Here is a 16,685-nt window from a genome sequence, read left to right as displayed (position 1 = left end):
TTACTGATCCTAACCAAACTCCGAATACCCGGGAGTACTAGATGGCAGACACACGGCGGATGCTAACGTCCGTCGTGGAGAGGGAAACAACCCTGACCTACAGCTAAGGCCCCCAATTCATGGCTAAGTGGGAAAGCTAGTGGGACGACCAAAACAACCAGGAGGTTGGCTTAGAAGCAGCCATCCTTTAAAGATAGCGTAACAGCTCACTGGTCTAATCAAGTTGTCCTGCGGCGAAGATGTAACGGGGCTCAAGCCATGAGCCGAAGCTTAGGATGCACTATGTGCATGGTAGCGGAGCGTAGTGTGATATAACTCCACGCCTCTTGTATTTTTGTAACGCCTCTGCAGCTCAATTGAGCTGCGCGGTAGCGCAAAAATAACGGAGGCTCGGAGTTGACTGTGAAGCCGGCGCGTAAGCGATCCGGTGGAGTGATCACTAGCGAGAATGATGACATGAGTAGCGACAAACAGGGTGAGAGACCCTGTCGCCGAAAGTCCAAGGGTTCCTGCTTAAAGCTAATCTGAGCAGGGTAAGCCGGCCCCTAAGGCGAGGCAGAAATGCGTAGCCGATGGGAACCACGTTAATATTCGTGGGCCAGGAGGATGTGACGGATCGGAAACGTTGTTCGACCTTATCGGATTGGTCGGGCCGCTAACCGGTTCCAGGAAATAGCCCTCCATCAGACCGTACCCGAAACCGACACAGGTGGACTGGTAGAGAATACCAAGGCGCTTGAGAGAACGATGTTGAAGGAACTCGGCAAAATACCTCCGTAAGTTCGCGAGAAGGAGGCCCGGTTTCTAGGCAACTAGTGGCTGGGGGCACAAACCAGGGGGTGGCGACTGTTTACTAAAAACACAGGGCTCTGCGAAGTCGCAAGACGACGTATAGGGTCTGACGCCTGCCCGGTGCCGGAAGGTTAAAGGGAGGAGTGAGAGCTCCGAACTGAAGCCCCGGTAAACGGCGGCCGTAACTATAACGGTCCTAAGGTAGCGAAATTCCTTGTCGGGTAAGTTCCGACCTGCACGAATGGCGTAACGACTTCCCCGCTGTCTCCAACATCGACTCAGCGAAATTGAATTGCCTGTCAAGATGCAGGCTTCCCGCGGTTAGACGGAAAGACCCCGTGCACCTTTACTACAGCTTCACACTGGCAACAGGCCAGCGATGTGCAGGATAGGTGGTAGGCTTTGAAACCGTGACGCCAGTCGCGGTGGAGCCTCCCTTGAGATACCACCCTTCGCTCGCTTGTTGTCTAACCGCGGTCCGTTATCCGGATCCGGGACCCTGTGTGGCGGGTAGTTTGACTGGGGCGGTCGCCTCCTAAAGCGTAACGGAGGCGCGCGAAGGTTGGCTCAGAGCGGTCGGAAATCGCTCGTTGAGTGCAATGGCAGAAGCCAGCCTGACTGCAAGACTGACAAGTCGAGCAGAGTCGAAAGACGGCCATAGTGATCCGGTGGTCCCGAGTGGAAGGGCCATCGCTCAACGGATAAAAGGTACGCCGGGGATAACAGGCTGATGGTGCCCAAGAGTCCATATCGACGGCACCGTTTGGCACCTCGATGTCGGCTCATCTCATCCTGGGGCTGGAGCAGGTCCCAAGGGTACGGCTGTTCGCCGTTTAAAGAGGTACGTGAGCTGGGTTTAGAACGTCGTGAGACAGTTCGGTCCCTATCTGCCGTGGGTGTAGGATACTTGAGAGGAGTTGCCCCTAGTACGAGAGGACCGGGGTGAACGATCCACTGGTGGACCAGTTGTCATGCCAATGGCAGTGCTGGGTAGCTATGATCGGAAAGGATAACCGCTGAAGGCATCTAAGCGGGAAGCCCCCCTCAAAACAAGGTATCCCTGAGGACCGTGGTAGACCACCACGTCGATAGGCCGGAGATGTAAGCGCAGCAATGCGTTCAGTTGACCGGTACTAATTGTCCGATAGGCTTGATTTGATCCAGTAAAAGCAAGACTGGTCAAAAGCATACACAAAACATAGTGTACATGACTTGGAAATAATGGCTTTTTCCTCGGTTTGGTGATCATAGCGCAAGTGAAACACCCGATCCCATCCCGAACTCGGCAGTTAAGCACTGTCGCGCCGATGGTACTGCGTCTCAAGACGTGGGAGAGTAGGTCATCGCCAAACCTAGAAAAAAGCCACAAATCTCTCTAACGATGTTCAAATCCACATCAGCTGCAAAAAAAAACAACGCAGCAATGGCGCGGGATGGAGCAGCCCGGTAGCTCGTCAGGCTCATAACCTGAAGGTCGTAGGTTCAAATCCTACTCCCGCAACCAAAGTAACCGACCCAGCCCTCGCCAAAAGCGGGGCTTTGTCGTATCCAGATCTCCCAAGGCCAGAATGCCGGACAGATCACCGCTGAGCTCGATCCTGTGCCCATCGCGCGCGTCCGCTGCTGGAACCATCCGGATCTCGGAGATCAGGGTGCGCATCGCCTCGGCGGCCTGGACCCGAACTGCGGGGTCTGAAAATGATGACGTCGTCTTCAATAAACGCGTCCGCGCTCTGAACCGTGCGATTGCGACGCGCACGGTGAACCCCGAAGCGCTGGAAGCCGCGCAAAGGGAATACAACCAGTGGCTCGCCAAACAAGATTGAGGTGCCGCCGACGCATCGGCCATTGCTATATGGCCTGCTTCCAATACCCGCCACCTTGCCGCAAAGGTGACGCGCCAACACTATTTTGGGCCGACGCCCCCCGACACACAGCACATTGGACATTACTCTCGGAGCCTCTAAAATGGAGAAACGACCGAGTGAGTGAGACCGTGTCGATGATGAAACCTTTAACAGGGCGCTGAAATAGTCGTCGAGGCGGAACGTTGTCCCTGCATCATGGCTGTGTCGCGTGATCGCGATGCCCTTCAGCGGTTCGATATGTGTCCCGAGTGGCGTGTCCCCGCTTCTGTAAGGTGCGGTTACTCACATTAGAACGTGTCGGTCTTGATCGGATTCGGAATTTCCACGGCGTTCATTCTGTGATTCCCTGCCATTGAGGCAGATATGGGGATCATAGATGGGCAAACCGCATCCTATTGAGCTGCGAGAACGCGCTGTTGCGCTTGTGGAACAGGGGATCACGCACACAGAAGCAGCCCGGCGACTGTGCGTTTCGATCAAGTTCGTCAACGACATGGGGCGGCTCAAGCGCGAAACCGGAGCGCTGAAGCCGAAGCCGCAGGACAACCCGGGGCGCGGCAAGCTGACCGGCGTCAAGGAGTGGGTGCAGGGCCGGACCGCGGCGCAGCCCGATCTGGCGATCGACGAGTTGACGGCCGATCTGGGCGCGGAACATGGCCTCAAGGTGCATCGGTCGTCGGTCGGGCGGCTCTTGCACCCGCTCGGCCTCAGTCACAAAAAAAGACCTTCAGGCGCTTGAGCAGAAGCGCAAGGATGTCGCCGACCTGCGCCGCATCTGGGTCACAAAACGCCAGCCATTCATGACCAACCATCTGGACAGATTGGCCTTCATCGACGAGACCTCGGTCAAGACCAATATGGTGAAAACCACCGGCTGGGCACCGCGCGGGCAGCGTCTGCTCGATCGCGCACCGTTCAGGCACTGGCGCACCCAGACGTTTATCGGAGCCCTGCGCCATGATCGGCTCGACGCGCCCTGGGTTCTTGACGGCGCGATGAACGCCGAGATGTTTGAGCTCTACATCGAAACCCAACTCGTGCCGACATTGCGCGAAGGCGACGTGGTCATCCTCGACAACCTGTCCAGCCACAAAAGCCCCGGGGGCCGCCCGCGCGATGCGTGACATCGGCGCGTGGTTCTTGTTCTTGCCGCCCTACAGTCCGGACCTCAATCCCATAGAAATGGCGTTCTCGAAACTCAAAGCCCTGATCCGCGAGGCCGCCGCACGAACCTATGACGAACTTTGGCAGACCGTCGGGCGGGTCTGCACCCTCTTCACAGAAGAGGAGTGCTACAACTTCTTCAAAGCCGCAGGATACCAAACCGATTAAACGCGACAGGCTCTAGCGCAGGAAACGACGAAAGCGATTCAAGGCTAACCAGACGAGTAGCGTCGCGATCGCTGCGAGGGCAAGAAATTGTGGCCACACCACCGGCAGCCCGGCGCCACGAAACAGAATTGCCTGTGACAAGATGATAAAATGCGTGTTAGGGGCGGCGAGCATGATGTTCTGAATGATCTCAGGCATGCTTTCGCGTGGCGTCATACCTCCGGAGAGAACCTGAAGCGGCAAAAGCACCAATATGAGCAGCAATCCAAATTGTGGCATCGTGCCAGCCATGGTCGCCAGGAAGATTCCCAATGCAGTGGTCGCCAGAAGCATCAGCACTGCACCTACCATGAAAAGCAGAACCGACCCCGCCACCGGAACGTTCAGCAGCATCTGAACGACGACAATGATCGAGAAGGCTGAGGCAATCAGCACGACCAACGCCATCGACCAGATCTTCGACAGCATAATTTCGAAAGACGTAACCGGCATCACGAGTAGATGCTCCACAGTGCCGTGCTCCTTTTCGCGGATCAGCGCCGCCCCGGTGAGGACGATAGAAAGCATGGTAATGGACTGGATGACGCTATTGATTGATCCAAACCATCCCGGATCCAAGGATGAGTTGTAGCGCGCACGCAACGTCAGATCGACCGGTAAGTCGTCGCTCGGTCGATAGCTATCCACATACTCCGACACTTCGCTTGACACGATGGACTGAATATATCCGCTGCCGGTGAATGCCTGTGTCATGCGTGTCGCATCTACGTTCAACTGGATGTCTGGAGATCGGCCGGCCAAGACATCCCGGGCAAAACCCGCAGGGATATTCAGGGCAAACGTGTCCAGCCCCTCATCCATCCGACTGTCCATTTCCGGTATCGTTATGAAACTGGGCTCTACAAAATAGGGTTGATAGAATGCGGTCACGATCCTGGACGACAGCTCAGACTGGTCCTCGTCCACAATCGAAATCGTCGCGTTGGACAAGGAGTCAGGCGTTGAGTTGGCCGACGTGTAGACCGACAATGTGAAGGAATAGACGATCAGTATCAGCATGATAGGGTCACGCCAGAGACCTCGCAGCTCCTTGATGCCCAGTTGAAAGACATTCACGAGATTCATCGGGACCCTACTTTTCCTGCTTTCTCAGAGCTGCCGCACTCAAGGCGAGAATGATGGGGATAGTTAGCGAAAGTGCGACGACAACATTGGTTAGATCGCCAAGTCCCAATTCTTTCGAAAACGTTCCACGCGACGCTATGATGAAGTAAGTCGTCGGGTAGATTTCCCCGATGAACCTGCCAGCCCCCTGCAGGGACGATACGGGATCGATTAACCCGGAATATTGTGCTCCCGGGATCATCGTCAGCAATGCCGTCGCAAAGAGCGCAGCGACCTGACTGGAAATAAAGGTAGAGATCAGCAGCCCGATAGATGTCGTCGCCATGACATACAAAAATGCCGTAAGCGAAAAGGCCAAGATGCTGCCTGTAAACGGCACCTTGAAAAAGTAGATCGCAAACGCTGTCAACATCGCGAAGTTGAGCATTGCCAGAATGACATATGGCAGTTGCTTGCCCAGCAGGAATTCCAATCGGGTAACCGGCGTGACGTAAAAGTTCACGATGGAACCGAGTTCCTTTTCTCGGACCACGCTCAATGTCGTGAGGATCGCGGGAATGATCAGCAGCAGCAACGGGATGACGGCGGGTGCGATGGCAACGATGCTTTTGACGTCCGGATTGTAGCGGAACCGAGTGACAAGATTGAAATTTCCTTCGGTTGCCGCTCTCCCATAGGTTTCACGTGCGATGCGGGTTAACCAATCCGCATGAATACCCTGCACATAGCCGCTGACGGTCTCCGCGCGCGATGGATTGGCTCCGTCGATCCAGACGCCGACCTCGACGTTATTTCCGCGAGCAATATCGCGGGCAAACCCGGCTGGTATTTCTATCGCGAGATCCAGATCACCAGTCCGCATGCGCGCATCCATGTCGTCATAGTCTATCAGCGCCGATTCCTGATCAAAGTAGCGTGAACCCGCAATATCAAGCGCGTAACTTCGGCTTGTTGTTGTCTGATCACGATCCAGAACGGCGAAGCGAAGATCCTCTACATCCGTGTTGATGCCATAGGCGATGACGAACATCAGAATCAAACTGCCGACCAGCGCCATTGTCAGCCTGATTGGATCGCGCCGAAGCTGAAGCGCTTCCAATCTGGTGTAGCTAAGCATCCGGCGCAGGCTGAACGCCCCCATGGGGACCGGAGCGTCTTCGCTGTTCTCGGCTTCGCGTGTGACAATGCCATCACTAGTTTTGGCGGGAGCGGCGGTTTCACCAATCGCTTCTTCGAGATACGCGATGAATGCATCCTCAAGGGTCGTTGCGTTCTTCGACGCGGTGATCTGTTCTACAGTATCGCTCACCAGAACCCGACCCGCATGCATCAGCGAAATCCGATCGCAAAGTGCGGCCTCGTTCATGAAGTGCGTGGACACGAATATCGTCACGCCATCATTGCGCGACAGATCCGACAGGATTTGCCAGAAACCGTCGCGAGCGATCGGGTCAACGCCCGAAGTTGGTTCGTCGAGGATCAAGATTTCAGGGCCATGGATCAGCGCCACAGCGAGAGACAACCGCTGGCGAATTCCCAGCGGCAGTGACTCCGGCAAGGTATGGAGCACTTCGTCCAGTTCGAAGCGACCCACCATTTCGTCAATACGCGTCGAGATGATCGCTTCGTCCATTCCGAAGAGCCGCGCATGCAGATCGAGATTTTGTGCGACCGTCAGCTCGGAATAGAGAGAAAATGCCTGGCTCATGAACCCGACGCGTTGGCGGGTCGCCATATCGTTGGTGTCCACCTCTTGACCGAACAGCTTCGCTCGGCCATCTGTTGGTTCCAGCAGCCCGGTTAGCATCTTCATCGTTGTGGTCTTGCCGCAACCATTCGATCCAAGGAAACCGAATATCTCGCCCTTCTCGATCCGAAAGCTGACATCGTTCACGGCAGTGAAATCGCCGAACGTCATGGTCAAATGATCAGCTTCGATCGCCACGTCATTCCCGCAGGCCTCGCCGCGCGCGGGGACCGAGACACGCGTATGATTCTTTCGGCTTTCTTGTGGAAGCAGAGCAATGAAGGCGTCGTCCAGGTTTGAAGCTCCGGTCCGCCTCAGCAATTCGTCAGGCGTGCCCGCGTCCAGCACCTGGCCGGCATTCATTGCCACCAGCCAGTCGAAACGCGCCGCTTCTTCCATATAGGCGGTGGCAACGATCACGCTCATGCTCGGACGGTCTGTTCGGATGTCGTCGATCAGTTCCCAGAACTGGCGCCGCGAAAGTGGGTCGACCCCAGTGGTCGGCTCATCAAGTATGAGGAAGTCAGGGTCATGGATCAGCGCGCAGCACAGTCCCAACTTCTGTTTCATCCCGCCAGATAGCTTGGCAGCGGGCCTATCCCGGAATTCGGACATCCCAGTGGACAGAAGCAGGTCGTCAATGCGGCGCTCGCGTTCTTGCCGGTCATGCCCGAACAACCTGCCGAAAAAATCTATGTTCTCGAAGACCGATAGCGTTGGATACAGGTTCTTGCCCAGCCCTTGCGGCATGTATGCAATTCGTGGACAGACTTGGCGCCGGTGGACCGGATCTTGCATGCTGCCATCAAGGACATGCACCTGCCCTTGCTGGATTACCTTGGCGCCGGATAGCAAAGCCAGAAGGCTTGATTTGCCAACGCCGTCAGGTCCGATCAATCCGACCATCCGGCCTGCGGGAATGGACAGAGTGACGTCGTCAAGGGCCTGAACCTCGCCATAGGCCAAGCTCAGATGGTCAACCTGCGCGACCGTCCGATCGCCCTCACCTTGATCCGCGATCCCCGTCATTCAACGACATTCGACAGGAAATCAGGCCACTCGACATTCGGATCGAGCCGCACATAAGCCTGCCCCGGCAACCCGGTCTTCACATACTGGATATATTTTTCCAGAAGCTCATGGTTGATGCGCGCCCGGACCCGGAACATAAGTTTTTCACGTTCTTCGGCGGTTTCGACGGTCTTCGGCGTGAACTGCGCAACATCCGCCACAAAGGAAATGCTCGCAGGAAGAACATAACCGGGCAACGCATCCATGGCGAGCCGCACCTCGGACCCAACGTTGACCAGCCCGGCCTGCGAGGTTGGCAGGAAGAAGGTCATATAGACATCCCTCAAATCCACGAGGCTGAGAATCCGTCCCCCGGCCGAAACGACCTCGCCCTCCTGCGCGATACGATACTGGATACGTCCGCTTCGGGGCGAGATAAGCGTACTGTCATCAATCTGCGCTGTTACATAGTCGATTTCTGCTTGCGCGGCCTCCACCGCAGCCTCGGCATCCACAACCTGAGCCTTGGCCGTCCCGATCGCCGCTTCTGCGGCGGCCAAAGACGCCTTTGCCGAAGCAAGCCCGGCCTGAGCTTGCCTGTCAGAGGCGCGGTCATCGTCCAGTACCTGCTGGGACAACACGCTGGTGGCCGCCAGGCGCTCCGTCCGCGCAACCCTTGCAGAAGCGGCATCGGCGACGGCTTGCGCTTCCTCGACAGTAGCTTCGGCTGCTGCTTTCTGCGCTTCGGTCTGTGTCACTTGGCTGTTGGCTGTCTCGATGGCGATTTCCGCGCGACGACGGGCCGCTTCAGCCTTTCGTCTTTGCGCGGTTAGCTGGACAACGTCCATATGGACCAGTACGTCGCCGCGCTGAACAGCGTCCCCCTCTTCAACTAGGATTTCGTCAATCCGTCCGGCCAAACGCGCGGAAATATCTATTTCAGTAGCCTCAATGCGTCCATTGCCCGTCGCGATTTCAGCCGGAAGACCCGGGTTCGCGAGCTTGTTCCACGCCAGATAGGCGCCGACAATCACCACGGCAACAGTACCGACCCAGATCCATTTTCTGCTCAGCTGCTTCATATTAGCCTATTCATATCCAGTAGATTCAGCGGACCGCAACCAACCGCAGCACGACACAAAAAAGATTGCAGCGTACTTTACCAAGTGTCAACGGGATGCACGCACAACGCATCAAGCGCGAAGTGCTCAGGCTTGTTCGTTGTTCTGCCCATCCATCTCCGAGACCTTGAAAATTCCTGGTTCGCGGGAGTGTCGTTAAAAGCGGGCAGCCCTCGCGAGGCTCGGTCATTCGCGCTGTACGAAACGCAGTCCCAGAAACAGAACTCTCCCGAGTTGCTGCCGCTGCAGACGGCATTACACAAGGGCGTTGATGATGGGTTGGGTAGCCCCTCCTGACGGCACTTGTGCCAATGTGGTCCGCATAGGATCGGAAGGATATGGCAATGAAAGAAGTTTCGATCATCGGCGTTGACCTGGCCAAGCAGGTCTTTCAGTTGCATGGGGCGACAGTTGAAGGTTAGGTCGTGTTTCGCAAGAAGCTGTCGCGCAAACAGTTTCTCGCGTTCATGTAGGCACATCCGGCTCTGTTGCACAAATCCTGTGAGGGATTCATCTTGTGAATCCAGTGTGGTAGCTGGACGGCATGAGCAGACCTATCCCCCCGCCTACAAGACCAGGAACTGGTCGGCCTACAACGAAGCGCTCAAGCGCGTCGCTTTGCGACCTCGCTGACAATCTGGTTTGATCCCGCCATGACCTGGGAGGCGACGCCGACCGGAAAGCGTGGTCGCCAGCCCGACTACAGCGATGTTGCCATCCAGACCTGCCTTACGATTAAAGTGCTTTTCGGCATGGCGCTGAGGCAGACGACAGGATTTGTCGAGAGCTTGCTGCGTCTGATTGGCCTGGACTGGGCGGTACCAAATTTCAGCACCCTGAGCCGTCGCCAGAAGACCTTGAATGTGAACATTCCCTACCGTGGATCAGGCGGCCCGTTACACCTGCTGATCGACAGCACAGGCATCAAGGTCGAGGGTGAAGGTGAATGGAACGCGCGAAAGCACGGTGGCACCAAACGCCGTGTCTGGCGCAAGATCCACATTGGAATTGACGAGAAAACATCGAAATCCGGGCTGCAGAGTTCACAACCAGCAATGTCGGCGACGCGCCCATGCTGCCCGAACTTCTCGACCAAATCCCGCCCGATCAGGAGATCGGCAGCGTCACTGCCGACGGTGCCTTCGACACCCGCAAGTGCCATGATGCCATCGCCGCTCGCAGCGCTACGGCCATCATACCACCCCGTAAAAATGCCAAACCATGGAAGCCCGATAGCCCCGGGGCGATGGCGCGGAACGAGGCGCTTCGCGCGTCGAAACGCTTCGGTCGAACTATCTGGCGACGATGGAGCGGCTATCACCGCCGGAGCCGCGTCGAGACTAAGACGCATTGTGTCAAACTGCTGGGCCAACGTCTGGCCGCTCGGGATTTCGACCGTCAGGTTGCCGAGTTCCAAGTCCGCGTCGCTATCCTGAACGCCGTCACAGCGCTCGGCATACCCGTCACCGAAGCTGTGGGATGACTCTGTCCGGCGAAAGGGGAACCTCCGCCATCAGCTGATTTGTGAAACAGAGCCGAATAGCGTGACAACGCCGTCTGGCGAAGTGGAAGACAAAAAAGCACCTTGAGCGTCAGGCCGGGAGCCGGCCCACGACGCGGTCAAGGGGCCGCGGCCTCAGAATCAGCGCCGTGCGCGAAAATGGGAACCGTGCGGTCCAGCGCGGCGATTTCGTCCAGCAGGCGTTCTTCGTCCTGCGATCCCTGCGCGGCGTAGTTCAGGTTCTTGTACAGCCCGGTCAGCCTGGTGAAGTAATCTCGCACGGCGGCCTTGTCGGCAAAGGCGTAGCTGCGCGTCACCGCGGCGTGGACACCGTCGAACTGCGCCTTCTGGCGGGCCAGCGGCACCGAGGAATCGACCTCGTCGAAGGCGTCCTGCTGCAGGAACACCATGTCGAGGAACAATGCCGCCTGGTAGGTGACGAAATCGTCCAGCGTCACCCCGTCCTCGCCGGTCACCTGCATCATCTGGGCGATGTCCTCGCCGCGCGACAGCAGGGTTTCCATCGCCTGGACGCGCGCGCCCCAGTCGGGTCCCATCTGCTCCGCGAACCACGGTGCCAGCTGTTCGCGGTAGCGCGACCACGACAGGAGCGGGTCCACGGCCGGATAGAACCGCTTGTAGGCGCGGTCGGCGGACAGGCCCAGGAAGCACTTCACCGCCGACAGCGTCGACTGGGTCACCGGTTCCTCGAAGTTGCCGCCGGCCGGGGAAACCGTGCCGATCATGGTCAGCGCGCCGGTCGAGCCGTCATTGGTGCGGATCAGCCCGGCGCGCTCGTAGACACCCTTGATGGAGCTGTCAAGATAGGCGGGAAAGCCCTCTTCGCCGGGGATCTCTTCCAGCCGACCCGAGGTTTCGCGCATCGCCTGCGCCCAGCGGGAGGTCGAATCCGCGATCAGCAGCGTCCTCAGCCCCATCTGGCGGTAGTATTCGCCGATCGTCAGCCCAGTGTAGATCGAGGCTTCGCGCGAGGCCACCGGCATCGACGACGTGTTGCAGATGATCACCGTGCGGTCCATCAGCGAGCCCCCGGTGCGCGGGTCGCGGAGCCGGGGAAACTCGGTGATCGTCTCGACGACCTCGCCGGCGCGTTCGCCGCAGGCGACCACGATCACCACATCCACGTCGGCATGGCGCGAGATCAGGTTCTGCAGCACCGTCTTGCCGGCGCCGAAGGGGCCGGGGATGCAGGCGGTGCCGCCCTGCGCGATCGGGAAGAACGTGTCGATCAGCCGCTGGCTCGTGATCATCGGTGTGTCGGGATAGAGCCGTTCCGAGCGCTTGCTCTCGATCAGGCGGCGCGGCAGCGACAGGCGCACCGGCCAGTCCTGTCTAAGCGTGACCGTGCGTTCGACGCCAGCCGCGTCCCGCAGCCGCGCGACCGGATCCTCGACCGTCACGCTGCCGCCGCGCAGCCAGGTCAGCTCGACCTCCTCGTCGATGTCGAAGGGGACCATGATCTTGTGCTGAATGACGCCCTCGGGCACCGTGCCCAGCGTGTCGCCCCCCGTCACCTTCTCGCCGATGCGGCGGCTGGGCGAGAACGCCCATTTGGCCGTACTGTCCAGACCGGGCAGTTCGATACCGCGCGGCAGGAAGGTGCCATGGGCCACCGCCAGGGGTTCCAGCGGGTTCTGCAGGCCGTCATAGACCTGCCCCAGCAGCCCGGGGCCCAACGACACCGACAGGAGCCGCCCGCTCTGCTCGACCCCGTCGCCCAGCTCGATCCCGCCGGTGCTTTCGTAGACCTGCGCATCGGCCTGGTCGCCGCTGATGCGGAGGACCTCGGCCTTGAGCCGCTCGTCCGGGTTGCGCGCGGGGCGGACATAGACGACCTCGTTCTTGACCATGGCCTGGGTCTCCGGGTCGGTCAGCCGCAGCCGCACGATGTCTTCCTGCACGGCGGAAATCCGGGCCGTCGGGCCGTTGCTGGGGGAATCGCCGGTCATGTCAGGGTCTCCGTCAGGGTTTCCGGTGCGGCGGCAAGGGCCTCGTCCACCAGTTCGGCAAAGCGGGCCGCCGCCGTCTGGGCGTCATACCTGGTCCAGCGGTCAAGCAGGTTCCAGCGTACGATATACAGCGCCACCGCCTCGAAATCGAAATCATGGCCGACTGCGCACCACGAGGACATGCGCCAGGCCTCTTCCAACAGGATCCGTTCGAGCCCGGTCGCGTCACCCTTGGCCAGCCGGTCGCGGGCCTGCAGCACCCAGGGAAAGGCGGCCGTCACGCCGAATCCCGGCTGGCCCCAATTGGTGCGGATCCGGGTCACGTAGCGGCCATAGCCCCACAGCGCGTCGACAGGCGGGGCGTCCTCGCCCGCGTGGCGGCGGCGCAACGCCGAGACCAGCGTGCGCATTTCCATCCGGCCGCGGACCAGTTCGGCCAAGGGGACGCTGCTCATTGCGGGCACGATCCTATGGGCCTTGCGGACCAGCTCGGCGTCGTCCTCGCGCAGAGCGATCCGCGACCAGTCCAGCAGTTCCGCCGCCACCGCAATCTCCGCCTGGTGTTCCGGGCGCAGCATGCGCAGTCGCCCCGTCAGGCGGTCGCGATTGATCGGCGAGTGCTTGGCGGCCAGCATCGGCCCGAGCGCCGGCAGGCTGGCCATCAGGGTGACGTATTCACCGTTCACGGTCTCAACTCACGACGCCTTCGAGAAGCGCGCGGAACCGCGGCTGCAGATGCCGCAGGATCATGTCCGCCACCGCGCGGTCGGTCAGATCGACCACCAGCCCCTCGTCCTTCAGCACCAGGCGGATCCCGTCCGCGTCGTCACCGGCGCGCTCGAAGGTGACGCCGTCGCGCAGCATCTCGGCGGCCGCGGCGGCAACGAAATGGGTCAGCGACCCCTCCTTCAGCTCTTCCGGTTTGCGCCGCAATTCATCGAGACCCACGGTCGAGCGCGGCAGCACGACATCCAGCACCGCGGCATCATCGACTCCGGCATCCTCGCGGGACCGGGCCGCGACGGCCAGGATCATCCGCTTGAGCACCTCGTCGTCGCGGGCCAGCCGAGACACCGTCCCGCTGACCTGTTCCGAGAATTGCCGGCTGAGCGTGTCCTTGAGCTTCAGGACCGTGTCACGCATCGCCGCGCGCAGCGCTTCTTCGCCGCCCTGACGGGTGCGCTCGGCCTCGGCCCGGGCCGCGTCGCGGACCGATTTCGCCTCGGCTTCGGCCTTGCCCAGGATCTGGCGGGCGCGGGTCTCGGCCTCGCTGACCAGTTGGGCGGCCTTGGCCTCGCCCTCCTCGACGCCTTCCTGCCGGAGTCGCTCGATCAGTTCCTTGATGCCGGCGGCGGGTGCGGTGGTATGCGCGTCTGCCAACTTGCGTCCCCCTCAACCCGGAAGTGAGCCGGCCAGCACCAGCGCGAAGACGAAGGCGAAGACGGCGAAGCCCTCGACGATCGCGGCCGGGGCCAGCGACAGGCCGAAGATCTCGGGCTTGTCCTTCGCCGCGGCGATGGCCGAGGCACAGGCGCGCCCCTGCCAGACCCCGCTCATCATCAGCGTGATCCCGGCGAGAAAGCCGATGGCGAACAGCCCGCCGCCATTCGTCGCCGTCACCTCCTGGTTCAGCGAGAACATGATGACGATGCCGAAGATGATCTGCGAGGACGGCATGGCGGAGATCCCGACGAAGCGGCCATAGCCGCCGTCGGTTTCCAGCATCGCGCCGATGGCGGCCTGTCCCGCGACGGCACAACCGATGATGCTGCCGACCGCGCCGAGGGCCATGGGGCCGAATATGCCGATCCAGCCGAGCGCGATCACGAGTTCGTTCATGACGTTCGTTCCTTTCGTGCAAATGCCTTGAACGGATAGCCCTCGTCCGAGAGGCCCCACCCAAAGAACTCGATGAAGTTGAGCCGAAGCCCGTGGACCACCCCGCTCAGGATGCCGAGCGCAAGGTTCACCACATGGCCGAAGACCAGGACGATCAGCGCCAGGAAGACACCGATCCCGGCGACGTTCTCGGCCAGTTCCCCGGCCAGGTTGTTGAAGGTCGCGGCCAGCGACGCGCTGGCCAGCCCCAGGGCAAACAGGCGCATGTAGCTCAGCACGTCGCCGAAGAGCTTGGTGACGTCGGTCAGCGACAGGGCGCCGTCGGCCAGCCGCATGATCCAGTCCCTGGGCCTGACGATCGGGCGCTGCGCCGCGCTGGCCAGGAACACCGCCGCCAGCCCTCCGACCGCCAGCACGGCGCCGATGGCCGACGCGCCCAGCCACAAAAGCAGGCCGCCGATCGTCAGCGCCATCCAGCCGAGGCGGACGACAATCTCGGGACCGCCGCGCCGGCGCCAGGCAACCTCACCATTGGCGATGCAGACATGCAGCACCCCGATCAGCACCGAAACCCGCATCATCGTCTCGAAATCGTTGACGTCGATAAAGGCGATGCGATTCAGGATCCCGCCTTCGCGCGGCTCGACGCCGAAATAGCTGCCGGCGGCGACGCCGTAAGCGAAGGCGGTCCCCAGTACGACGAACAGCATGAACCGCAGCCGCCGGCCGGCTTCGCCCGAGCCGATCTTGCGGCGGAAGAGCCAGACCAGCGCGGCCAGCACCGCCGCATAGCCCGCATCCGCCAGGATCATCGAGAAGAACAACGCGAAGGAGGCGAAGACGATCAGGCTTGGGTCCCAGGCGCGGTAATCGGGCGTCATGTAGAACGAGGTCAGCGCGCCGACCTCCTCGAAGCGGCCGGGATTCTTCAGAAGCGTGGGGGGCCGGTCGTCCGGATCGGGATCCTCCAGACGCAGCGCCAGACCGTGAGCGGCGGCCAGTTCGCCCAGTTCCTGCGCGGCGGCAGCCGGGGCCCAGCCCTGCACCGCGAAGAACCGCGTCTCGTCCAGCGTCATCCCGGATGCCGCGCGGCGGTCGTCCTCGTCCTCGCCCGCGGCTAGCCGCACGCCGAGGATCAGGCGGCTACGCGTCAGTTCCTCCCGTTCCGCCTCGGCCTGCTCGATCTCGATCTCCGCCGCCTCTAGTGCGCCGTAAAGCGACGACAGCGCTCGCGACCCGGTATGGACCCGGGGCACCGGTAGCAGGTCGGGCGGCGGTTCGGTGGTCGAGATCACCGCGACGTAGAGCTTGGCCTGTTCCCGCGCCACCACCGCCCAGGGCAGGTCAAGCGCGTCGAGCGCGCGGCGTTCCTTGACCGGCAGGATGTAGAACCACAGCTTGCGGCCGCGCAGCGCCGGTTCGGGCGGCAGTTCGAAATCCCCGAACGCCTCGAGATCGTCGATCCGCCGGGTCAGCGCATCGCGCAGGTCATGGGCCTTGCGCAGCCGCTCCTTGTTGGCCAGCGCCGCATCGATCGTCGCGTCGAAATCGACCGTCTTGTCCACAGGCCAGGGTCGTCTCCGCCGCGGCGCAGTTTCCAGGTGGCGCCAGGCCGCGGCTGTGCGGCGCCGGGCGGCGGCATCAGGGGCATCGAGCGGAGCGGGATCGCGCAGCGGCACGAGATGCAGGCATCCCAGCCCCTGCAGCGCAGCCAGCATCTCGTCCTTCTCGCGGGCAAGCCCGCACAGGGTTGCGCGTTTCATCGGTTCGATCGTCATGGTCCCGCCGCTTCGCGCTTTCGCTTGCCGATCTTGGCGTTGACCACGGCGGAACGTTCCATGTCGCCCAGAACGATGCCCAAGCGCCGGATATTCGCGCGGGTCCGTGGGATCAGCACCTTCTCGAACAGGTTAATACGTTGGGTAACCTTTGCCAGCGCCGCATCGAGCAGTTCGATTTCACGTTCCGCGACGCGCGCCTCGACCCGCAGCCGCAGCACATCCCTCAGGCGCTCGGCGGTCAGGTCGACCCAGTGGGGCCGACCAAGGCGGCCATAGGGGGCAACCTCGACCTCGATCTCCTCGACCACCGGCACGCGCTGGCCGGCGACATTGCGTTCGCCGAGCCGCACGAATTTCAGCGTCGCCAGTCCCGACAAGTCGATGCCCCGATCGGCGAGCATCGGGATCGCGGCACCGATACCGTCCACGCGCTCGGCCTCTTCCCGGCGCAGTGCGGCGATCCGCTCCTCGGTGCGCTTGCGTTCGGCCATCAGCTGCCGCCGCTTCAGGTCCAGCGAGGGCAGGTAACGGCGGTACATGGCCAGCGCCGACTTCTCCTTCGCCAGCTGGGCCTTGTTGAGCGTTAGCCGGGGCATGG

At 60.9% G+C, this 16,685-nt stretch carries 13 protein-coding genes, 1 tRNA gene, 2 rRNA genes and 1 pseudogene (1 of these 17 only partly in view); 8 read left to right on the top strand and 9 right to left on the bottom strand.

The genetic code is table 11. The annotated features are described in order from the left end of the window. The 7 genes from FPZ52_RS16030 to FPZ52_RS19445 all read left to right on the top strand — a co-directional run. A 23S ribosomal RNA gene (locus tag FPZ52_RS16030) occupies positions 1 to 1,950 on the top strand; it begins 912 nt to the left of the window's first position. Between the two features lie 79 nt (positions 1,951 to 2,029). Then, positions 2,030 to 2,144, top strand: a 5S ribosomal RNA gene (rrf, locus tag FPZ52_RS16025). A gap of 75 nt (positions 2,145 to 2,219) precedes the next feature. Further along, positions 2,220 to 2,296, top strand: a tRNA-Met gene (locus FPZ52_RS16020). Between the two features lie 64 nt (positions 2,297 to 2,360). Continuing rightward, positions 2,361 to 2,618, top strand: coding sequence for a hypothetical protein (locus tag FPZ52_RS16015; RefSeq protein WP_146366618.1), 258 nt, complete (start codon positions 2,361 to 2,363; stop codon positions 2,616 to 2,618). Between the two features lie 418 nt (positions 2,619 to 3,036). Then, the gene (locus FPZ52_RS19325; protein ID WP_240804496.1) at positions 3,037 to 3,399 is read left to right on the top strand and encodes a hypothetical protein; all 363 of its coding nucleotides are present in this window, start codon (positions 3,037 to 3,039) and stop codon (positions 3,397 to 3,399) included. Positions 3,400 to 3,460: 61 nt separating this feature from the next. Continuing rightward, a complete protein-coding gene (locus FPZ52_RS19450; protein WP_276617463.1) occupies positions 3,461 to 3,784 on the top strand; it encodes a transposase in 324 nt (107 codons plus the stop codon). Continuing rightward, positions 3,777 to 3,992 carry a transposase gene (locus FPZ52_RS19445; RefSeq protein ID WP_276617462.1) on the top strand — a complete coding sequence of 72 codons (216 nt, stop codon included), beginning with the start codon at positions 3,777 to 3,779 and terminating at the stop codon, positions 3,990 to 3,992. The genes FPZ52_RS19450 and FPZ52_RS19445 overlap by 8 nt, the downstream gene beginning before the upstream one ends. 12 nt (positions 3,993 to 4,004) lie before the next feature. On the opposite strand, the gene FPZ52_RS16005 is transcribed toward FPZ52_RS19445, so the two are convergent. From FPZ52_RS16005 to FPZ52_RS15995, 3 genes are read right to left on the bottom strand one after another with little or no spacing between them, the layout of a single operon-like run. Further along, positions 4,005 to 5,117, bottom strand: a complete 1,113-nt coding sequence (locus tag FPZ52_RS16005; RefSeq protein WP_146366617.1) for an ABC transporter permease — start codon at positions 5,115 to 5,117, stop codon at positions 4,005 to 4,007. 7 nt (positions 5,118 to 5,124) lie between these two features. Beyond that, entirely contained in the window at positions 5,125 to 7,893 is a 2,769-nt protein-coding gene (gene rbbA / locus FPZ52_RS16000) for a ribosome-associated ATPase/putative transporter RbbA (protein ID WP_146366616.1), read from the bottom strand. Beyond that, a complete protein-coding gene (locus FPZ52_RS15995) occupies positions 7,890 to 8,948 on the bottom strand; it encodes an HlyD family secretion protein (protein WP_168201398.1) in 1,059 nt (352 codons plus the stop codon). The genes rbbA and FPZ52_RS15995 overlap by 4 nt, the downstream gene beginning before the upstream one ends. Before the next feature lie 592 nt (positions 8,949 to 9,540). Here FPZ52_RS15995 and FPZ52_RS15990 point away from each other — a divergent pair. After that, positions 9,541 to 10,479, top strand: a pseudogene (locus FPZ52_RS15990) (IS5 family transposase). A gap of 137 nt (positions 10,480 to 10,616) precedes the next feature. On the opposite strand, the gene FPZ52_RS15985 reads toward FPZ52_RS15990, so the two are convergent. From FPZ52_RS15985 to FPZ52_RS15960, 6 genes are read right to left on the bottom strand one after another with little or no spacing between them, the layout of a single operon-like run. After that, positions 10,617 to 12,467, bottom strand: a complete 1,851-nt coding sequence (locus FPZ52_RS15985) for a V-type ATP synthase subunit A (protein WP_146366614.1) — start codon at positions 12,465 to 12,467, stop codon at positions 10,617 to 10,619. After that, positions 12,464 to 13,153 (bottom strand): hypothetical protein, encoded by a 690-nt coding sequence (locus FPZ52_RS15980; RefSeq protein ID WP_146366613.1) that lies wholly within the window; start codon positions 13,151 to 13,153, stop codon positions 12,464 to 12,466. The genes FPZ52_RS15985 and FPZ52_RS15980 overlap by 4 nt, the downstream gene beginning before the upstream one ends. A 4-nt stretch (positions 13,154 to 13,157) precedes the next feature. Continuing rightward, positions 13,158 to 13,847 (bottom strand): hypothetical protein, encoded by a 690-nt coding sequence (locus FPZ52_RS15975; RefSeq protein WP_146366612.1) that lies wholly within the window; start codon positions 13,845 to 13,847, stop codon positions 13,158 to 13,160. Positions 13,848 to 13,859: 12 nt separating this feature from the next. Continuing rightward, on the bottom strand, positions 13,860 to 14,306 hold the full coding sequence (locus FPZ52_RS15970) for an ATP synthase subunit C (RefSeq protein ID WP_146366611.1): 447 nt from the start codon (positions 14,304 to 14,306) through the stop codon (positions 13,860 to 13,862). Continuing rightward, the gene (locus tag FPZ52_RS15965; protein WP_146366610.1) at positions 14,303 to 16,084 is read right to left on the bottom strand and encodes a V-type ATP synthase subunit I; all 1,782 of its coding nucleotides are present in this window, start codon (positions 16,082 to 16,084) and stop codon (positions 14,303 to 14,305) included. The genes FPZ52_RS15970 and FPZ52_RS15965 overlap by 4 nt, the downstream gene beginning before the upstream one ends. Next, positions 16,081 to 16,683: a V-type ATP synthase subunit D gene (locus tag FPZ52_RS15960; protein WP_146366609.1), complete on the bottom strand. Its 603-nt coding sequence runs from the start codon at positions 16,681 to 16,683 to the stop codon at positions 16,081 to 16,083. Before FPZ52_RS15960 ends, FPZ52_RS15965 begins: the two co-directional genes overlap by 4 nt. Positions 16,684 to 16,685 lie beyond the last annotated feature (2 nt).

Origin of the sequence: Qingshengfaniella alkalisoli (assembly GCF_007855645.1) — a bacterium.
GTDB classification, from domain to species: Bacteria; Pseudomonadota; Alphaproteobacteria; order Rhodobacterales; family Rhodobacteraceae; genus Qingshengfaniella; species Qingshengfaniella alkalisoli.
Note: the sequence above shows the minus strand (reverse complement) of the source record. Positions and strands in the feature narration are given on the sequence as shown.

Coding starts and splice junctions, on each gene's coding strand:
- FPZ52_RS15960 (WP_146366609.1), bottom strand. CDS start 16,683: ATGCCCCGGCTAACGCTCAACAAGGCCCAGCTGGCGAAGGAGAAGTCG.
- FPZ52_RS15970 (WP_146366611.1), bottom strand. CDS start 14,306: ATGAACGAACTCGTGATCGCGCTCGGCTGGATCGGCATATTCGGCCCC.
- FPZ52_RS15965 (WP_146366610.1), bottom strand. CDS start 16,084: ATGACGATCGAACCGATGAAACGCGCAACCCTGTGCGGGCTTGCCCGC.
- FPZ52_RS15985 (WP_146366614.1), bottom strand. CDS start 12,467: ATGACCGGCGATTCCCCCAGCAACGGCCCGACGGCCCGGATTTCCGCC.
- FPZ52_RS16015 (WP_146366618.1), top strand. CDS start 2,361: ATGCCGGACAGATCACCGCTGAGCTCGATCCTGTGCCCATCGCGCGCG.
- FPZ52_RS19445 (WP_276617462.1), top strand. CDS start 3,777: ATGCGTGACATCGGCGCGTGGTTCTTGTTCTTGCCGCCCTACAGTCCG.
- FPZ52_RS16005 (WP_146366617.1), bottom strand. CDS start 5,117: ATGAATCTCGTGAATGTCTTTCAACTGGGCATCAAGGAGCTGCGAGGT.
- rbbA (WP_146366616.1), bottom strand. CDS start 7,893: ATGACGGGGATCGCGGATCAAGGTGAGGGCGATCGGACGGTCGCGCAG.
- FPZ52_RS19325 (WP_240804496.1), top strand. CDS start 3,037: ATGGGCAAACCGCATCCTATTGAGCTGCGAGAACGCGCTGTTGCGCTT.
- FPZ52_RS19450 (WP_276617463.1), top strand. CDS start 3,461: ATGACCAACCATCTGGACAGATTGGCCTTCATCGACGAGACCTCGGTC.